The following is a 17398-nucleotide window of genomic DNA, read 5'->3' on the forward strand; positions in this document are numbered from 1 at the left end:
GCTTTACAATGAAAATTCGCGGACTTCAAGATATCTCTCCAGCTTCCTCTTGACCCGCTGCAGGGCGTTGTCAATCGACTTCACATGCCTGTTCAGCTCCTCAGAGATTTCCTGATAGGACTGCCCGTCAAGATAGAGGGCAAGGACCTTCCTTTCCAGATCGCTCAGGAGCTCGGACATTTTCACTTCAATGTTGTCGAATTCCTCCTGGTTGATGATCAGCTCTTCCGGGTCCATCACCTTGGCGCCGGAGATCACATCCATCAGCGTCCTGTCCGATTCTTCATCATAAATCGGCTTATCAAGCGAAACATAGGAATTGAGCGGTATATGCTTTTGGCGGGTGGCGGTTTTGATCGCTGTTATGATCTGCCGGGTGATGCACAGCTCGGCAAACGCCTTGAAGGAAGACAGCTTGTCCTCTTTGAAGTCCCTGATGGCCTTATAGAGGCCGATCATGCCCTCCTGGACGATGTCTTCTTTATCAGCGCCTATCAGGAAATAGGACCTTGCCTTGGCACGCACGAAATTCCGGTACTTTTGGATCAGATAATCCAAAGCCTCGCTCTCGCCTCTGTGGACCAATTCAATTATCTCTTCATCTTCGAGCTGAAGATAATTCTTTTCCTCTTCGTTGATCATCGTCTTGAAATCGGTACTCACACAGATCCCCCTGACCGCACAAACCACTGGATAGAAATATTATACAGCAGGAAAATTTTGAGCGTCAACCGCTCATTTCTGTCCTCTGCGCCATTTTTCAAAAATTTCTGCCACTTCATCAGTGAGCGGGATCTTTGAAACCGGCTTTTTTTCCTGGATTTTCTTCACCTTTTTTTCGATCCTTTTTTCCGTGCTCTCCATCTCGATCAACAGCTCCCGCGCGGATATGCGCAGGGCGCCCTGTCCGAAAATGGCCCATTGCTCGGTATAATCGGACGTGGCGACATGGATTTGTGTTTTAATGTTGTTCAGGCTGATGGCGAGTTTTTCAATGCGTTCATCTGCTGACTCATTTTCTTTTGTAAAAACAACCTCGACTTTATAGTTCTTGAACTTTTTCTCTGTTCCTTTGACATAATGGGCATCAAAGACGATGATGACCCGGTATCCTGAGTATCCCTGGAATTCCGCCATCTTTTCTACAAGCTTGTCTCTTGCTGCACCAAGATCCTTGTTCTTCAGCTCCCTGAGATCAGGCCAGGCGCCAATGATGTTATAGCCGTCCACTATAAGGATGTCCATCTTTTATCCCTCTAGCGGATGGCGTTTGCGGTATACCTCATACATTAAAAGTGCTGCTGCAACAGAAGCGTTCAGAGATGTTACATGCCCGGCCATCGGCAAATGGATCAGAAAATCGCACTTGTCGCGGATCAGGCGGCCCATCCCCTTTCCTTCACTGCCGATCACAAGGCCCAGCGGCATAGTTCCGTCAAAACGGCGGTAATCCTCGCTTCCCTTTGCATCCGTCCCGGCAATCCAGACACCTTTTTCCTTCAGCTCATCAATCGTCCTGGCCAAATTGGTCACTCTTGCGACGGGGATATGCTCGATTGCACCGGTCGATGCCTTCGCCACTGTGGCGGTCAGCCCCACTGCCCTTCTTTTCGGAATGATGATGCCATGGGCACCGACAGCATCTGCCGTCCTCATGATGGAGCCCAGGTTATGGGGGTCTTCAATCTCATCCAGCAGCAGGAAGAACGGAGCTTCATTCTTTTTCTCCGCTGCCGCGAAGAGATCATCCACCTCTGCGTACTCATAGGCCGCGACCGCTGCCACGACGCCCTGGTGAATTCCTTCTGCCATCTGGTCAAGCTTCTTCTTCGGCACAAACTGCACAAGCACCCCGTTTGTTTTGGCAAGGCCGATAACCTGCTGCATTTGCCCGCCCTGGGATCCTTCCGCTATAAAAATCTTGTTGATATCCCGCTCAGCCCTTAAGGCTTCCAGCACGGGGTTTTTCCCAATAATAAAATCCTGGCTCACTTTCCTTGCCCCCCTTTCCTTTCTTCGGCGTGAAGGAAGGCGGCAGAGATGATTTCCTCCAGCCGCTCCTCCGCTCCAGATAAATATAGATAGCCAATCAGCGCTTCAAATGCAGTGCTGTACCGGTATGTCTGCACATCAGTATTTTTCGGGATGGTTCCGGACTTGGCATTCCGCCCCCTCCTGACAACGGCAGCTTCCTCTTCATCCAGAAAGTCCGCATCAAGGAATTTATGGATCACATAGGACTGCGCCTTGGCGGATACATAAGCCGTCGCCTCTTTATGAAGGAAGTTCGGCCTCACGGTCCCCTTCTGGATCAAGTGATTCCGTACATACTGCTCAAATACAGCATCGCCCATATAGGCAAGCGCGAGGCTGTTCAGCTGCTTTTCATTGACTTTATTTTCGTAGCGGAGCATGACGTCAGCCTCTTTTCCATCTTGTGCCCTGGGCCGTATCTTCCAGAATGATGTTCATTTCCTTCAGCTGATCACGGATCTGGTCGGAAAGCTGGAAGTTCCGCTCTTTCCTCGCCTGGTTGCGCTTTTCAATCAGCGCATCGATCTCATCATCCAGCAGCTCTTCGCCGCCAAGCGACAGACCGAGGACATCGAACAGAATTTCAAATTCTTTCATGAAGGCTTCGATTACTTCGACGCTCGTATTCTTTTCCAGCAGATAATAATTCGCCTGCCTTGAAAGCTCGAACAGGACGGAGATCCCGTTTGCTGTATTGAAGTCATCATCCATTTCCTTGATAAATTCCCCGTGGAGATCTTCAATCTTCTTCAGCCATTCGCTGTTGTTGTCTGTCAGCTCGGCGCTTGCTTCCTTCCGGTGCGCAAGGTTCTGATAAGAAGTTGTGATTCTTTCCAGCCCGCTGCGTGTATTTTCAAGCAGCTCATCGCTGTAATTGATCGGGTGGCGGTAATGGACAGAAAGCATGAAGAATCTCAATACCTGCGGATCATGCTTTTTGATGATGTCATGCACAAGGACAAAGTTGCCAAGCGACTTGGACATCTTTTCATTATTGATATTAATATACCCGTTATGCATCCAATAGCGCGCAAATGTCTTGCCTGTCAGCGCTTCGGACTGGGCGATTTCATTTTCGTGGTGCGGGAACGAGAGATCCTGGCCGCCGGCATGGATATCAATCGTGTCGCCAAGATATTTCCTCGCCATGGCAGAGCACTCGATATGCCAGCCCGGACGTCCTTTGCCCCATGGGCTTTCCCAGGATATCTCTCCTTCTTTCGCCGTTTTCCAGAGTGCAAAGTCAAGGGCATCCTGCTTTTTCTCCCCTACAGCAATCCTGGCTCCGACACGGAGTTCGTCAATGGATTGCTGTGACAGCTTGCCGTATTCATCGAATCTTCTGGTGTGGAAATACACATCTCCATTTGATTCATAGGCAAATCCTTTCTCAATCAGGGCCTCGATGAACTGGATGATAAGATCCATGCTCTCAGTTACGCGCGGGTGCACATCCGCCCGTTTGCACCCAAGCGCTGACACATCCTCAAAATATGCATCGATGAAACGCTCGGCAATGGATGGAACATCCTCCCCAAGCTCCTTGGCAGCTCTGATCAGCTTATCATCCACATCCGTAAAATTGGAGATATATTGCACATCATAGCCCCTGAACTCCAGATATCTTCTTACCGTATCAAAAACGATCGGCGGACGGGCATTTCCTATATGGATATAGTTATATACGGTCGGTCCGCATACATACATTTTGACTTTCCCTTCTTCAAGGGGGATAAACTCTTCCTTCTGCCTGGACATTGTATTATAAATAGCAATTGCCATTATTTAAGGCTCCTTTCTCTTCTCAAATCCTCCAGTTCGACCTGCATCTCCTGAAGCTTCTTCTCCATCTCGACCAGCCTGTCGCTCACTGGATCGGGCAGATCGCTGTGGTTGAGATCCTTCTTAAGCTTTACGCCATCTTTGATGACCACCTTGCCCGGAATCCCCACTACCGTTGAATTGGGGGGAACATCCCTAAGGACGACCGACCCCGCTCCCACTTTCGAGTTCTCGCCGATGGTGATGGAACCTAAAACCTTCGCACCGGTGGCTATCAGGGCATTATCTTTGATGGTCGGGTGGCGTTTTCCTTTTTCCTTGCCGGTCCCGCCGAGGGTGACGCCCTGGAACACCGTCACATTATCGCCGATTTCGCATGTCTCGCCGATCACTACGCCCATGCCGTGGTCAATGAAGAAACGCCGGCCGATTTTTGCACCAGGGTGGATCTCAATACCGGTGAAGAATCGGCTGATCTGGGAAACAACCCGGGCCCAAAAATAGAATTTCCTTTTGAACAGGGCATGTGCCAGCCGATGTGCCCATATGGCATGGACTCCGGAATACGTAAGTATAACTTCAATATAGCTCCTGGCTGCGGGGTCCTGGTCAAAAACCACCTCTATATCCTCTTTAAGCCTTCGGAACATTTGTTCTCCCCTCCCTGTTTTTGCCTATCTGACGGTTGAAATTTATCTTCCGGACAGCCTGCATCCCTTCAGGGAATTCCCTTCCGGAGCGGCTCATATACGAGTGACCGGGTGCTCAAGCAGGCCTCGGGCTGTTATTCAAGCCCGGCAAGCTTTGATCCTTAACAACAAAAAAGCGCCCCTGTCATAATGACAGAGACGCTGAAAGCGCGGTTCCACTCTGTTTAGGCACATGTAAAAAAGGCCCCAACTCTGCCCTGTTAACGGTAGGAAATCCGCCCAAATCTACTCTGCATTTTCGAAATGGGACTCAGAGGGGCACTTCAAAAAATGAGGGGCCTGAACCACTTTCAGCCGGTGATGGTTCTCTCTTTCAGCCTTATCCCGTTATGGGCCAGGCTATGAAGCATCATTTTTCTACTCTTCCTCTTCAACACTTTTGAATCATGAAATTTGAATTACTCTTACTATATTACATTTTTGCCAAGATGTTAATCATTAATGCTTGCCAAACGATTTTTTACCTTGTCTTTTCCTAAAAGAGCGATGGCCTTAGGAAGATCCGGTCCATGTGTCTGGCCTGTAATGGCTGCACGTACAGGCATGAACAGCTTCTTGCCTTTGTGGCCTGTGCCTTTCTGGACTGCCTTCAGGGCTGCTTTGATTTCTTCTGCCGTAAAATCTTCCAGGGAATCAATCTCGGTCAGGAAGGCAGAAAGCACTTCCGGCACCTGCTCTTCGCTCAGGACTTCTTTCGCTTCTCCATCATAGCTGACGTCCTCTGTGAAGAAGATACCTGAAAGGTCAACGATTTCAGCGCCATAGCTCATTTGGTCCTGGTAAAGGGAAATGAGCCCGCGCACCCACTCTTCATCTGCGGCTGTCAGGTTTTCACTTACTTTTCCTGCCTTGATGAGATGAGGAAGTGAAATTTCCACCAGCTTATCGAGTTCTTCCTGCTTGATGTATTGGTTATTCATCCATGTCAGCTTCTGCTTATCAAACAGAGCTGGCGACTTTGAAAGCCGGTCCGCTTCAAAGATATTGATCAGCTCTTCCTTCGTGAAGATCTCTTCTTCTCCGGCAGGCGACCATCCAAGCAGGGCGATGAAGTTGAATAATGCTTCCGGAAGATAGCCAAGGTCTTCGTACTGCTCGATGAACTGGATGATGGATTCATCCCGCTTGCTGAGCTTCTTGCGGCTTTCATTGACGATGAGCGTCATATGGCCAAAGACAGGAGGCTCCCAGCCGAAGGCCTCATAGATCATCAGCTGCTTTGGTGTGTTGGAAATATGGTCGTCCCCGCGCAGTACGTGGGAAATTTCCATCATATGGTCATCGGCAGCCACCGCAAAATTATAAGTTGGAATTCCATCTTTCTTTACGATGACAAAATCGCCGAATCCGTCAGACTCAAAGGAAACTTCGTCCTTGACCATATCATTGAATGCATAAACCTTCCCTTTGGGCACGATGAATCGGATGCTTGGCCTGCGGCCTTCAGCCTCCAGCTTTTCCCTTTCCTCCTGGGTCAAATGGCGGCATTTGCCGGAATATTGGGGGTTGTCTCCCCTTGCCATCTGCTCTTCGCGCTCTGCTTCAAGCTCTTCCTCTGTGCAATAGCATTTATAAGCAAGATCTTTATCCAGGAGCTCCTGGTACAGCTCTTGGTAGATATCATTCCGTTCTGACTGGCGGTACGGGCCGTATCCCCCATCTTTATCAATGCTTTCATCCCAGTCGATTCCAAGCCACTGCAGATACTTCAGCTGGCTTTCCTCTCCGCCTTCAATATTCCTCTTAAGGTCGGTATCCTCGATCCTGATGATGAATTTCCCGCCTTTTGAGCGTGCGAACAAATAGTTGAACAGCGCTGTGCGGGCATTGCCTATATGTAAATGTCCGGTTGGGCTTGGCGCATAGCGGACCCTGATTTCATTAGACATGAATAAGCCTCCTATTGTAGTCATTTTCCTTCTTCTTTGCTATATTCTAACACCGTGTTTTTGCCTTATAAAGCTAATTTTTTCGGGGGGGGGGGCTCAGTCCTTTTTCTGCAGCAGGACGGCAGCCTGTGAAGCGATCCCTTCGCCCCTGCCCGGAAAACCGAGCTTTTCTGTTGTCGTTGCCTTGACATTGATGCGGTCCGCATCTGCCTGCAGCAGCTCTGCAATCCGCTCTCTCATCTGGCCGATATAAGGCGCCATTTTCGGCATTTGCGCAATGATGGTGCAATCGGCATTCACAAGCTTATATCCTTTCTCATCTACAATCTTCCATACATGCTCCAGCAGCTTGGCTGAATCAGCATCCTTGAATTCAGGATCTGTATCCGGAAAGTGTCTGCCGATATCGCCTTCCCCAATTGCCCCGAGACACGCGTCTGCAATGGTATGAAGAAGCACATCCGCATCAGAATGGCCCAGCAGCCCCTTTTCATAGGGAATTTCAATACCGCCGATAATCAGCGGCCTTCCTTCGGTTAATTGATGTACATCAAAGCCCTGTCCAATACGAAACATAGTATATTCCCCTTTATGTCAGTTACTTCGAGCTTCACGTTTCCGGATAATCGCTTCTGCAAAATAAAGATCCTCCGGGGTTGTAAGCTTGATATTATCATAATGTCCTTCAACGATTTTCACAGGGATGCCGAGCCGTTCTGCCAGGCTGGCATCATCTGTGCCGAGGTAATCCTCCTCAGCCGCTTTCTGATGAATGTGCAGGAGGGTGGAAACACGAAAAGCCTGTGGGGTTTGGACTGCCCACAGACTTGATCGTTCAACTGTTTCCAGGATTTGATTGCCGGCAGCCTTTTTCACAGTATCCTTCACTGGCACGGCCAATACTGCGCTGCCATCCTGATCCGCAGCCTCCGTCAGCTTCCTGATCAGGTGCTGGTCGATGAAGGGGCGGGCCGCATCATGCACCATGGCAATGCCATCGCCCTGCAGCTCCTTCACCGCATTATAGACGCTGTATTGGCGTTCGGATCCACCGGGAACGAGTCCAATGACTTTCTTGATATCGTAAAAGGCAAGAAGCTCTTGGATCTCCGCCTTCTCGGACGGATTGACCGCAAGCAGGATGCCAGTACAATCCGGATCGCTTTCAAACACCCTCAGCGTGTGTATGAAAACCGGCACACCGCGGATCTCAAGCAAAAGTTTATTTTTGCCGGCGCCCATCCTTTTCCCCTGGCCTGCAGCAGGAATAATTACCTGATAAGGCATAAACAGTCTCCCAACTCTCTTTTATAAAGCTTTTTCAAGCAGCTTAGGCTTTGCAAATATCATGCGGCCCGCAGAGGTCTGCAGCACGCTGGTGACAAGGACATCGATGTGCTTGCCGATATAATCGCGGCCATCTTCGACGACAATCATTGTACCGTCATCCAGATAAGCAACACCCTGATTATGCTCTTTCCCGTCCTTGATGACCTGCACCTTCATCTCTTCTCCAGGCAGCACCACCGGCTTGACCGCATTGGCCAAGTCATTGATATTGAGCACAGATACCTTCTGTAGCTCGCATACCTTGTTAAGATTAAAGTCATTTGTCACCACAACACCGTTCGTCAGCTTTGCCAATTTCACAAGCTTGCTGTCTACTTCCTGGATCTCTTCAAAGTCCCCTTCATAAATCTCGACCTTGATGGAAAGCTCCTTCTGGATACGGTTCAGGATATCCAGCCCCCGCCTCCCCCTGTTCCTTTTCAATACATCTGAAGAATCAGCTATATGCTGAAGCTCCTCAAGGACAAACTGGGGTATGACGATGGTTCCTTCAAGGAAGCCCGTCTGGCAGATATCCGCGATCCTTCCGTCAATGATCACACTTGTATCCAGAATCTTTAATGCGTTTTTCTCAACTGGCTCTGCTTCCTCTTCACCGGATTTCTTTTTCCGGCTCGTAAATAATCCCAGAAGCTCATCCCGCTTTTTAAAGCCCACCTGGAAGCCAAGATAGCCAAAAATCAGCGTCAGCAGGATCGGGGCGACCGTATTGACAATCGGAAATTCGATTGCATTGAGCGCAAAGCCGATCAAAAATGCCACTATCAGGCCGAAAGCAAGGCCCACACTGCCAAAAATAATATCTGTTATAGGCGCTTTCACCAATGATTCCTCTACCCATCTCACGAAATTGGTTACATAATCAACTGCCCAAAAAGATATAAGATAAAAAATAATGGCACCTAAAATAGCGGACACATACGGATTATTTAAAAGAGGAATGTCGTCCAAAGCAACTAGCCCGAGCAAGTCCGGAATCAAAAAGATCCCAAGGGTCCCCCCGGTAATAAGAAAGCATGCCTGTACAATGCGTTTTAACATTCCTTCACCTCCTTTTAATCATTATAAACAAATTCCCTGAATTGAAACCTGCAGAATATGTTAATTTGGTTTTTTGTAACATTATTTAAATATAATAATATCGGAGGTTTTATATACTGATACACCTTAAGCGTAGCACCGTGCAAACAGAGTGTCAAATAATATAAAACCACCATTTTAGCATACTGTATAGACCAATTCAATGGGCAATTAAAGCTGACGGTCCGCAAACAGCTGCTCCTTGACCAGCTTGAGGCCCTCACGGATTTTTCTCGCCCTGACTTCACCGATGCCTTCCACCTCATCAAGATCCTCTACTGAAGCTGCTGTGATTTCAGGAAGCTCCTGGAATCTGGTGATGAGATTTTCAATAATGATTGGCGGGAGCCGGGGGATTTTATTAAGCATCCGGTACCCTCTTGGACAAATTCCTTCATCCAGGTGGACATAGCCGCTATAGCCGATCAGCTTCAGGAGGATGCTGTCCTCGATCGTTTCGCCGCTTGCCAGCTCCTGCATTTTGCTGATTGCTTCCTTCGTGCTGACATCCTTATCAAAGGCATAGTCTTTGATGATCAAAGAAGTTTCCTTTTCCATGTCAGTCAAGAGCTCGTTCATCTGCAGGCGGATCAGCCTGCCTTCTGTACCCAGTTCACTCAGGTAGGACATCAGTTCCTGCTTGATCTTCAGCACCATCTCATAGCGGTGCAGCACCTGAAGAACATCGCTGTAGGTCACAAGCTCTTCAAACTCAAGGATCCCGAGGCTTGCGATGCTCTGCTCCAGCACCACTTTGTATTTCTCAAGCGTCTGGACTGCCTGGTTGGCTTTTGCGAGAATGACGGCGATGTCTTTCAATGCATATCTGAAATGGCCCTGGTAGAGTGTGATGACTGTCCGCCGCTGTGAAATGGCAACGACAAGCGCCCCTGTCTCCTTTGCCACCCGCTCTGCCGTCCGGTGCCGCATCCCGGTTTCCGAAGAAGGGATGCCCGGGTTCGGGGCAAGCTGGGCATTGGCTATAAGAATCTTGCTGCCTGTCTCATTCAGGACGATGGCGCCATCCATTTTGGCCAGCTCATACAGATAACTTGGCGTGAAAGGGCAATTAATCTGAAAGCCCCCATCTACAATCGCCTTCACCTTTTCATTGCAGCCCAGTACAATCAGTCCGCCTGTGTTTGCACGCAGGACATTATCGATCCCTTCGCGTATCGGTGTTCCCGGTGCCAGAAATTTCAAAATGTCGCTCCGGGTCTTTTCGCCCAGCTTTTTATTGTCCATATCTTATCCTCCTAATGCCGCTTTTAAGGCCTCGCTGACTGTATTAACCCCGATTAGCTGCACGCCCGGCGGAGAGTCCCAGCCTCCAAGGTTCTTAGCAGGAAGGATGATCCGTTCAAACCCAAGCTTAGCAGCTTCCTGGACACGCTGTTCGATCCTGGAGACACGGCGGACTTCGCCGGTCAAACCCACTTCTCCAATGATGCAATCAGAGGCCTGTGTTGGCTTATCCCTGAAGCTTGAGGCAATGCTGACGGCAATTGCCAGGTCAATCGCAGGTTCATCCAGCTTAACGCCGCCTGCCACCTTCAAATAAGCATCCTGATTTTGCAGAAGCATCCCGACACGCTTTTCAAGCACAGCCATTAAAAGCGGGACGCGGTTATGATCGATCCCGGTTGCCATCCTCCTCGGATTCCCGAAGCTCGTCGGAGAAATGAGCGCCTGAATTTCAACCAGCACCGGCCTCGTCCCTTCCATGGAGGCAACAACTGTAGATCCGGATGCCCCCTGGGAGCGCTCTTCAAGGAATATTTCCGATGGATTTTCCACCTCTTCAAGGCCGAATTCCTTCATTTCAAAGATGCCCATTTCATTGGTCGATCCGAAACGGTTCTTAACAGCCCTGAGAATGCGGTACGTATGATGCCTTTCACCCTCGAAGTAGAGGACTGTGTCAACCATATGCTCGAGCAGCCTCGGGCCGGCAATTGATCCTTCCTTCGTGACATGCCCCACGATAAAGATCGCGATGCCTTTGGTCTTTCCGATCCTCATCAGCTCCGCGGTACATTCCCTTACCTGCGAGACGCTTCCAGGGGCCGAGGTGATATCCGGATGAAAAACAGTCTGGATTGAATCAATGATCACAAAGCTGGGATTTTCATTTTCAATGGTCCGGCTGATTTCCTCGAGATTCGTTTCTGCATATACGAGCAGCTTATCTGATACAACCCCAAGCCTGTCAGCCCTGAGCTTTGTCTGCCTCATGGATTCCTCTCCGGAAATATAAAGAACAGAATGATCCTTCCGGGCCAGCTGGGAAGATACCTGCAGGAGGAGCGTCGACTTCCCGATTCCGGGGTCGCCCCCGATCAGAACAAGCGAGCCCCTTACCACCCCGCCTCCCAGAACGCGGTTGAGCTCCTTCAGGTCTGTATAGATCCGCGGTTCATTGACTGTCTCAATTGAGGTGATCGGCGTCGCTTTAGAAGCAAGGGTTACGCCTGCCGAATGGGCAAATGCACCCCTTCTTCCTCCAGCTGCAGGCTTCTCCGTTTCCTCCACCATTGTATTCCACTGCCCGCAGGCAGGACATTTGCCCATCCACTTGGCGGACTCATAGCCGCATTCCTGGCAGATGAATTTGGTCTTTCTTTTTGCCATCCGTTTCTCCCTTTCTATTTCATTCTCTTCTATTGTGAAAAGTGCACCATTAGTTTCATTATAGGGAAAGTATATTATACTTCCCCGCTTATATAAAAATGCCTGTCCAAGGAAAGTAGTGGAAATGGCTGATTTTTTATATAAGGACAGATTGAAATGTCTTCAATGGAAAAAAGGTACACGCATTGTGCACCGTGTACCTTTTTTATTATATAATATGACGTTTATTTAGATAAGTTTGTTGCAGTTTCAGGAGATTCTTCTGTTTTCACGACAAATTCCCCATCTTCTACATCGATAATGACATTCTGCCCTGTCAGCACCTGGCCCTTCAGCAGCTCCTCTGACAAACGGTCCTCGATATGCTTTTGGATCGCGCGGCGGAGCGGCCTTGCACCATACTCAGGGTCGTACCCTTCCTCGGAAATTTTCTCTTTTGCCTTATCGGTCAGGCCAAGGACAATTTCCTGTTCCTGCAGGCGTTTAACCAATTGATCGGAAAGCAGTGTAACGATTTCCTTGAGATGTTTTTTCTCAAGGGCGTGGAACACGATGATTTCATCGATCCGGTTAAGGAATTCAGGGCGGAAAGCCTTCTTAAGCTCTTCCATTACCTTGCCTTTCATATCCTTATAGTCCTGCTCTCCATCCTGGATGTTAAAGCCGACATATTTATTGCGTTTCAGCGCTTCTGCCCCGACATTGGATGTCATGATCAGGACTGTGTTGCGGAAGTCGACTGTCCGGCCTTTAGAATCTGTCAGGCGTCCATCCTCAAGAACCTGAAGGAGGATATTGAATACATCCGGATGTGCTTTCTCAATCTCATCCAGAAGGACAACTGAGTATGGCTTCCTGCGGACTTTTTCTGTCAGCTGGCCGCCTTCCTCATATCCTACATATCCCGGAGGTGAACCAACAAGACGGGAAGTTGAATGCTTCTCCATATATTCAGACATATCGATGCGGATCATCGCATCTTCATCGCCGAACATCGCCTCTGCAAGCGCACGCGCAAGCTCAGTCTTACCGACCCCAGTAGGGCCGAGGAATACGAAGGAGCCGATTGGGCGCTTAGGATCTTTCAGCCCGGCACGCGCACGGCGGACCGCTTTGGAGATCGCCTTGACCGCTTCTTCCTGGCCAATGACACGGGAATGAAGAATTTCTTCCATGTTCAGGAGCTTGGCTGTTTCTGTCTGAGCCAGCTTCGCTACAGGAATTCCAGTCCAGCTTGCTACTACATGTGCAATATCATCAACTGTGACTTCGCTGTTTTCCTTCCCCTGCTTCTCTTTCCAGCTCTTCTTTGTTTCCTCCAGCTGCTCGCGCAGGCGCTGTTCAGAGTCTCTGAGGGATGCAGCTTTCTCGAACTCCTGGCTTTGGACGGCAGCATCTTTTTCCTTCCTGACTTCTTCAAGCTTCAATTCAAGCTCTTTCAGGTTAGGGGGAGTAGTGTAAGAACGCAGGCGTACTTTTGAACCTGCTTCATCAATCAGATCGATCGCCTTATCCGGAAGGAAGCGGTCTGAGATATAACGATCAGAAAGCTTAACAGCTGCCTCGATGGCTTCATCTGTGATGGATACTCTGTGATGGGCCTCATAGCGGTCGCGCAGCCCCTTAAGGATCTGAACAGACTCATCTGCTGTCGGTTCATCTACCGTGATCGGCTGAAAACGCCTTTCAAGCGCAGCATCCTTTTCGATATACTTTCTGTATTCATCCAGGGTAGTGGCACCGATGCACTGCAGTTCGCCCCTTGCAAGGGATGGCTTCAGGATATTGGAAGCATCGATTGCCCCCTCTGCTCCTCCTGCACCAATCAAAGTATGAAGCTCATCGATAAAGAGAATGATATTGCCAGCCTGGCGGATTTCATCCATTACTTTTTTCAAGCGGTCTTCGAATTCGCCACGGTATTTTGTTCCGGCAACAACTGTCCCCATATCCAGTGTCATAACCCTTTTGTCGCGGAGGATCTCCGGCACTTCATTGTTGATGATCTGCTGCGCAAGTCCTTCTGCGATGGCTGTCTTACCGACGCCAGGCTCCCCGATCAGGACCGGATTATTCTTTGTCCGGCGGCTCAGCACTTCAATGACGCGCTGGATTTCCTTGCTTCGGCCGATGACCGGATCAAGGCTGCCTTCCCTGGCAATGGCTGTCAGGTCTCTTGCAAGGCTATCAAGGGTCGGCGTATTGGCGCTTGCTGCTGACCCTCCCTGATGGCTTCCTGAATCATTGCTGCCCAGAAGCTGGAGCACCTGCTGCCTTGCTTTATTCAAGCTGACTCCCAGATTGTTCAGCACCCGTGCGGCAACACCCTCACCCTCGCGGATCAAGCCGAGCAGGATATGCTCTGTGCCAACATAAGAGTGGCCCAGTTTTCTGGCCTCATCCATTGAGAGCTCAATGACCTTTTTAGCCCTTGGTGTATAGTGGGGAGTCTGTGAGGAATCCTGGCCGCGGCCAATAAGGTTTTCCACCTCTTTTTGGATCTTTTCAGAGCCCAGTCCGAGTGCATAAAGCGCCTTTGCAGCAATCCCTTCTCCTTCACGGACGAGGCCGAGCAGGATATGCTCTGTGCCGATATTGCTGTGTCCTAAGCGAATGGCTTCCTCCTGTGCTAATGCCAATACTTTTTGAGCTCTTTCAGTAAATCGTCCGAACATCATAATTTCATCCTCCCGACTATTGTTTTTCCATTTTCAATCTTTCGCGTATAAGTGCAGCCCTTCTAATATCACGTTCTTCAGGCCGGAGCGGCCCGCCGGCATATTGCTGCAGGAAACCGGGCTGTGTAAGAATCATCAATTCATTTAAAATATTTTTGGGAATATCTTTGATGTATCCCATATCTATACCCAGCCGGACATCAGATAAGCATTTTGCCGCTTCTTTTGATTCAATGATCCGGCTGTTGGAGAGAATCCCATAGGAACGGTACACTCTGTCTTCTAATTGTATGTTTGAAGTCTTTGCTAATGCTTCCCGGGCATATCTTTCCTGGGCGATGAGCTGGCCCACGACACTCTTCAGATCTTCTACGATATCTTCCTCAGACTTTCCGAGCGTGATCTGATTGGACACTTGAAAAATATTGCCCAGCGCCTCGCTTCCTTCGCCATATGTCCCTCTCACCACAAGCCCCAGCTGATTGATGGCCGGGATGATCCGGTTCATCTGATGGGTGAGCATCAGACCTGGGAGATGCATCATGACAGAAGCCCTGAGCCCTGTTCCGACATTGGTCGGGCAGCTGGTAAGATACCCGTAGTCTTCATCAAAGGCAAATTCAAGGTTCTCCTCAAGCCAGTCATCCAGCTTATTGGCCATCTCAAGTGCCTCGGTCAGCCTGAATGCAGGAAACAGGCATTGAATTCGGATATGGTCTTCCTCGTTGACCATGATGCTAACCTCTTCATTTTCTGACAGGAGACAAGCCCCGTAAGGAGACTGCTCAGCCAGATTGGGGCTGATCAGATGCTTTTCAACAAGCACCCTTTTCTGGAGGGGCTGAAGACTTCCCATCTCTAAAAGCTCCAATCCTCCAAGCCCTTTGAAAGGCTTCTCGGTGGAAATCTTCCTGATATCTTCAATGATGCTCTGTCCTTCTTCATTTGAAAAAAGAGTAGGAAACTTATATATATTCATATTCCTTGCCAGACGGATGCGGGAGCTTAGCACAATATCAGAATCAGGGCCTTCCGCACTCATCCAGGAACTGACCGCCTGGCTGATGAAACGTTCCAGTGACATGATATCAGTCCCCCTCCCTGCCGCTGCTCAGCTGTTTTTCAAGGGACCGTATCTCATCCCGCCGCACGGCAGCTTTTTCAAACTCTTCCTGCAGGATCAATTCCTTCAATTCTTTTTTCATATCCTCAATCTTTCTCCTGAGCTGAATGCTCCCGCCGGCTCTTGCCGGTATCTTCCCTCTATGGGACCAGTTCCCGCTGTGGAGGCGCTTCAGGATCGGGTCAAGCTGCCCCTTGAATTCCGAATAGCAGTGGGCACAGCCAAACCGTCCGATTTTAATGAACTGCTTAAAAGTCATCTGGCATTTGCTGCACTGCAGAACTTGCTCCTGCGGCCTTTGCTCTTTTTTCGGCTGCTGCAGACCAGGCTCAATATTCAAAAGCCCCGCCAGCAGGCTGTTAAGGGAAAAGCCTGAAGCCTGATTATTGATCATGAACATTTCGCCTTTTTCCTTGGCGCAGACCTCGCAAAGATGGAATTCGGTCTTCCCGCCATTTATGCTCTTTGTAAAATGCAGCGTTGCCGGCCTCTGATTACATTCTTGGCAAATCATGCACTCACCTCTCCAGCTGCTTATTCTTTATTTATACTTCAACGAAGTCAGCATTGCTCTCAGCATTCTTGATCGCAATTCATCGCGGAACGGAAGCTCTATATATAAAACCGACCGGTCGATTACACTGAGCATGATTTTAGCTTCGCGGCGTGTGATGACTTCCTCTTCCACCAGGCGCAAGATGACGCTCTCAGCGCTTCCCTGCGATATCCTGCTTTGGATCAGCATCAGCAGCTGATCAATCAGGTCCGCGTGATCATAGGACTGTACCTTCATGATCCGGATATATCCTCCGCCGCCCCGCTTGCTTTCAACAATATATCCTTTTTCGATTGTAAATCGGGTATTAATGACGTAATTGATCTGCGAGGGGACACATTGGAATTTATCAGCCACTTCGCTTCTTTTGATCTCGACACTTTCCCGTTCACTCAGCTCCAGGACTTCCTTCAGATATTTCTCGATTATGTCGGATATATTCCTCACCAGGCCTCCTCCTCCCTGACTTTGACTATATTTGACTTTAATTATAAATGAATTATGTAAAAAGTTGCAAGATGGATGCCTTATTAATTTTCCCATTTAATAAATATCTCAAACGTAACAAGAGCAAATTCTTCCAGCTGTATAGAGTATTCAGCCGGTGGGCTTTTGGGTGCTTGTCATGGGTGGGAAATTTGGTTTTGGTGAAAGGGGGGACGTGTATGCGGGGTACGTTTGCAGCTGGCAGGGGAGGGCAGCCGGAATATACGGGTGAAGGAGGGAGAGTGAATGCGAGTGGGGATGATGGGAAGTTGAATGGGTGCTAAGTTGGGGTGGGTTGAGCTGGGGTGAGCTGGGTTGAGGGAGATTGAATGGGACGTTTCTTTGTTTGGCAATGGTGTGTGGTAAGTGGATGAGTGAGAAGTTCGCTAGACGATTTGATTAGACGCAGGAGTTGGTAAACTATTTGGCAGAACGGTTAGATATGACGTTAGGTTGGTAGGATATCGGTAGGAGTGATTAAGTTCGCGGTTTTTGCTAACAGCTCTCTTATTTCGGATAAAAACCAGGTTTATTCATCCATCAGGGCTTTTCTTTTTCCAGCAGCATGAAAGTGCTAGGTGACGGTGCTACTGTGTTTGGATTTGAACGAAGATGGCAATCTATTGATGGAGCTTGCGGATGGGATCCCGCGATATTTGTGGCAATTGGTAAATTAAGTGAGGAATTCGGTAGATTAATCGGTCGTTTGATTGAATAAATCGTTGAGTTGGTAAATTAATCGGTCATTTGATTAAATTCACAGTTTAAACGCCTGCTAGCTCATATATTTGATTTAAAACACTGCTTGTTTGCCCGCCCGGCATCTATTTTTCAGCCATTTGGGGAAGTTTGCGGGCAGACTATGACTGTTTTGTGGCAAATGGTAAATTATTTAAGGAATTCGGTAAATTAATCGTCCAATTGATGAAATCCATATTTCAAACAGCCGCTCTCCCTTTTTTCAAACCACAAGCAACGCTCTTAAAGCCCTCCGGCTATTCATTTTCACCAAACGATCCCTTTTCTGATCAAAACCCACTCCAACATAAACTAAAAAGCACAAAAAAAGAACAGTCTCA

Annotated in this window: 17 protein-coding genes; 1 reads left to right on the plus strand and 16 read right to left on the minus strand. The window is 48.8% G+C overall.

The genetic code is table 11. The features are described from left to right. Positions 1-3: 3 nt before the first annotated feature. From sigH to Q9R36_RS24745, 16 genes are all read right to left on the minus strand, one after another. A complete protein-coding gene (sigH, locus tag Q9R36_RS24670; RefSeq protein WP_009791550.1) occupies positions 4-642 on the minus strand; it encodes an RNA polymerase sporulation sigma factor SigH in 639 nt (212 codons plus the stop codon). A 93-nt stretch (positions 643-735) separates the two neighbouring features. Then, positions 736-1245 carry an NYN domain-containing protein gene (locus Q9R36_RS24675; protein ID WP_009791549.1) on the minus strand — a complete coding sequence of 170 codons (510 nt, stop codon included), beginning with the start codon at positions 1243-1245 and terminating at the stop codon, positions 736-738. Between the two features lie 3 nt (positions 1246-1248). Further along, the gene (rlmB, locus tag Q9R36_RS24680) at positions 1249-1992 is read right to left on the minus strand and encodes a 23S rRNA (guanosine(2251)-2'-O)-methyltransferase RlmB (protein ID WP_009791548.1); all 744 of its coding nucleotides are present in this window, start codon (positions 1990-1992) and stop codon (positions 1249-1251) included. Then, positions 1989-2414, minus strand: coding sequence for a Mini-ribonuclease 3 (locus tag Q9R36_RS24685; protein ID WP_253615979.1), 426 nt, complete (start codon positions 2412-2414; stop codon positions 1989-1991). The genes rlmB and Q9R36_RS24685 overlap by 4 nt, the downstream gene beginning before the upstream one ends. A 4-nt stretch (positions 2415-2418) precedes the next feature. Continuing rightward, positions 2419-3816 (minus strand): cysteine--tRNA ligase, encoded by a 1398-nt coding sequence (gene cysS / locus Q9R36_RS24690; protein ID WP_009791546.1) that lies wholly within the window; start codon positions 3814-3816, stop codon positions 2419-2421. Beyond that, positions 3816-4466: a serine O-acetyltransferase gene (gene cysE / locus Q9R36_RS24695; protein WP_009791545.1), complete on the minus strand. Its 651-nt coding sequence runs from the start codon at positions 4464-4466 to the stop codon at positions 3816-3818. The genes cysS and cysE overlap by 1 nt, the downstream gene beginning before the upstream one ends. 491 nt (positions 4467-4957) lie before the next feature. Then, positions 4958-6415 carry a glutamate--tRNA ligase gene (gene gltX / locus Q9R36_RS24700; protein ID WP_253615977.1) on the minus strand — a complete coding sequence of 486 codons (1458 nt, stop codon included), beginning with the start codon at positions 6413-6415 and terminating at the stop codon, positions 4958-4960. Between the two features lie 96 nt (positions 6416-6511). Further along, positions 6512-6991 carry a 2-C-methyl-D-erythritol 2,4-cyclodiphosphate synthase gene (ispF, locus tag Q9R36_RS24705; protein ID WP_009791542.1) on the minus strand — a complete coding sequence of 160 codons (480 nt, stop codon included), beginning with the start codon at positions 6989-6991 and terminating at the stop codon, positions 6512-6514. A gap of 18 nt (positions 6992-7009) precedes the next feature. Beyond that, entirely contained in the window at positions 7010-7702 is a 693-nt protein-coding gene (gene ispD, locus Q9R36_RS24710) for a 2-C-methyl-D-erythritol 4-phosphate cytidylyltransferase (RefSeq protein WP_253615976.1), read from the minus strand. A gap of 21 nt (positions 7703-7723) precedes the next feature. Continuing rightward, positions 7724-8806, minus strand: a complete 1083-nt coding sequence (locus Q9R36_RS24715) for a PIN/TRAM domain-containing protein (protein ID WP_009791540.1) — start codon at positions 8804-8806, stop codon at positions 7724-7726. A 210-nt stretch (positions 8807-9016) separates the two neighbouring features. Beyond that, the gene (gene disA, locus Q9R36_RS24720; RefSeq protein WP_009791539.1) at positions 9017-10090 is read right to left on the minus strand and encodes a DNA integrity scanning diadenylate cyclase DisA; all 1074 of its coding nucleotides are present in this window, start codon (positions 10088-10090) and stop codon (positions 9017-9019) included. 3 nt (positions 10091-10093) lie between these two features. Beyond that, entirely contained in the window at positions 10094-11476 is a 1383-nt protein-coding gene (gene radA / locus Q9R36_RS24725; RefSeq protein WP_009791538.1) for a DNA repair protein RadA, read from the minus strand. Between the two features lie 224 nt (positions 11477-11700). Continuing rightward, positions 11701-14154, minus strand: a complete 2454-nt coding sequence (gene clpC / locus Q9R36_RS24730; RefSeq protein ID WP_009791537.1) for an ATP-dependent protease ATP-binding subunit ClpC — start codon at positions 14152-14154, stop codon at positions 11701-11703. Positions 14155-14170: 16 nt separating this feature from the next. After that, the gene (gene mcsB / locus Q9R36_RS24735; protein WP_009791536.1) at positions 14171-15238 is read right to left on the minus strand and encodes a protein-arginine kinase McsB; all 1068 of its coding nucleotides are present in this window, start codon (positions 15236-15238) and stop codon (positions 14171-14173) included. Positions 15239-15242: 4 nt separating this feature from the next. Then, positions 15243-15791, minus strand: a complete 549-nt coding sequence (gene mcsA / locus Q9R36_RS24740; RefSeq protein ID WP_009791535.1) for a protein-arginine kinase activator protein McsA — start codon at positions 15789-15791, stop codon at positions 15243-15245. Positions 15792-15818: 27 nt separating this feature from the next. Next, positions 15819-16283 carry a CtsR family transcriptional regulator gene (locus tag Q9R36_RS24745; protein WP_263623464.1) on the minus strand — a complete coding sequence of 155 codons (465 nt, stop codon included), beginning with the start codon at positions 16281-16283 and terminating at the stop codon, positions 15819-15821. A 909-nt stretch (positions 16284-17192) separates the two neighbouring features. Here Q9R36_RS24745 and Q9R36_RS24750 point away from each other — a divergent pair. Further along, a partial coding sequence (locus Q9R36_RS24750) for a hypothetical protein (protein WP_311226060.1) occupies positions 17193-17398 on the plus strand: 206 nt, incomplete at its 3' end.

Source organism: Bacillus sp. AG4(2022) (assembly GCF_031844465.1).
In the GTDB taxonomy this organism is placed as follows: Bacteria; Bacillota; Bacilli; order Bacillales; family Cytobacillaceae; genus Bacillus_AB; species Bacillus_AB infantis.

Coding starts and splice junctions, on each gene's coding strand:
- Q9R36_RS24685 (WP_253615979.1), bottom strand. CDS start 2,414: ATGCTCCGCTACGAAAATAAAGTCAATGAAAAGCAGCTGAACAGCCTC.
- gltX (WP_253615977.1), bottom strand. CDS start 6,415: ATGTCTAATGAAATCAGGGTCCGCTATGCGCCAAGCCCAACCGGACAT.
- radA (WP_009791538.1), bottom strand. CDS start 11,476: ATGGCAAAAAGAAAGACCAAATTCATCTGCCAGGAATGCGGCTATGAG.
- mcsB (WP_009791536.1), bottom strand. CDS start 15,238: ATGTCACTGGAACGTTTCATCAGCCAGGCGGTCAGTTCCTGGATGAGT.
- mcsA (WP_009791535.1), bottom strand. CDS start 15,791: ATGATTTGCCAAGAATGTAATCAGAGGCCGGCAACGCTGCATTTTACA.
- Q9R36_RS24675 (WP_009791549.1), bottom strand. CDS start 1,245: ATGGACATCCTTATAGTGGACGGCTATAACATCATTGGCGCCTGGCCT.
- sigH (WP_009791550.1), bottom strand. CDS start 642: ATGATCAACGAAGAGGAAAAGAATTATCTTCAGCTCGAAGATGAAGAG.
- ispD (WP_253615976.1), bottom strand. CDS start 7,702: ATGCCTTATCAGGTAATTATTCCTGCTGCAGGCCAGGGGAAAAGGATG.
- cysS (WP_009791546.1), bottom strand. CDS start 3,816: ATGGCAATTGCTATTTATAATACAATGTCCAGGCAGAAGGAAGAGTTT.
- ispF (WP_009791542.1), bottom strand. CDS start 6,991: ATGTTTCGTATTGGACAGGGCTTTGATGTACATCAATTAACCGAAGGA.
- disA (WP_009791539.1), bottom strand. CDS start 10,090: ATGGACAATAAAAAGCTGGGCGAAAAGACCCGGAGCGACATTTTGAAA.
- clpC (WP_009791537.1), bottom strand. CDS start 14,154: ATGATGTTCGGACGATTTACTGAAAGAGCTCAAAAAGTATTGGCATTA.
- cysE (WP_009791545.1), bottom strand. CDS start 4,466: ATGTTCCGAAGGCTTAAAGAGGATATAGAGGTGGTTTTTGACCAGGAC.
- Q9R36_RS24715 (WP_009791540.1), bottom strand. CDS start 8,806: ATGTTAAAACGCATTGTACAGGCATGCTTTCTTATTACCGGGGGGACC.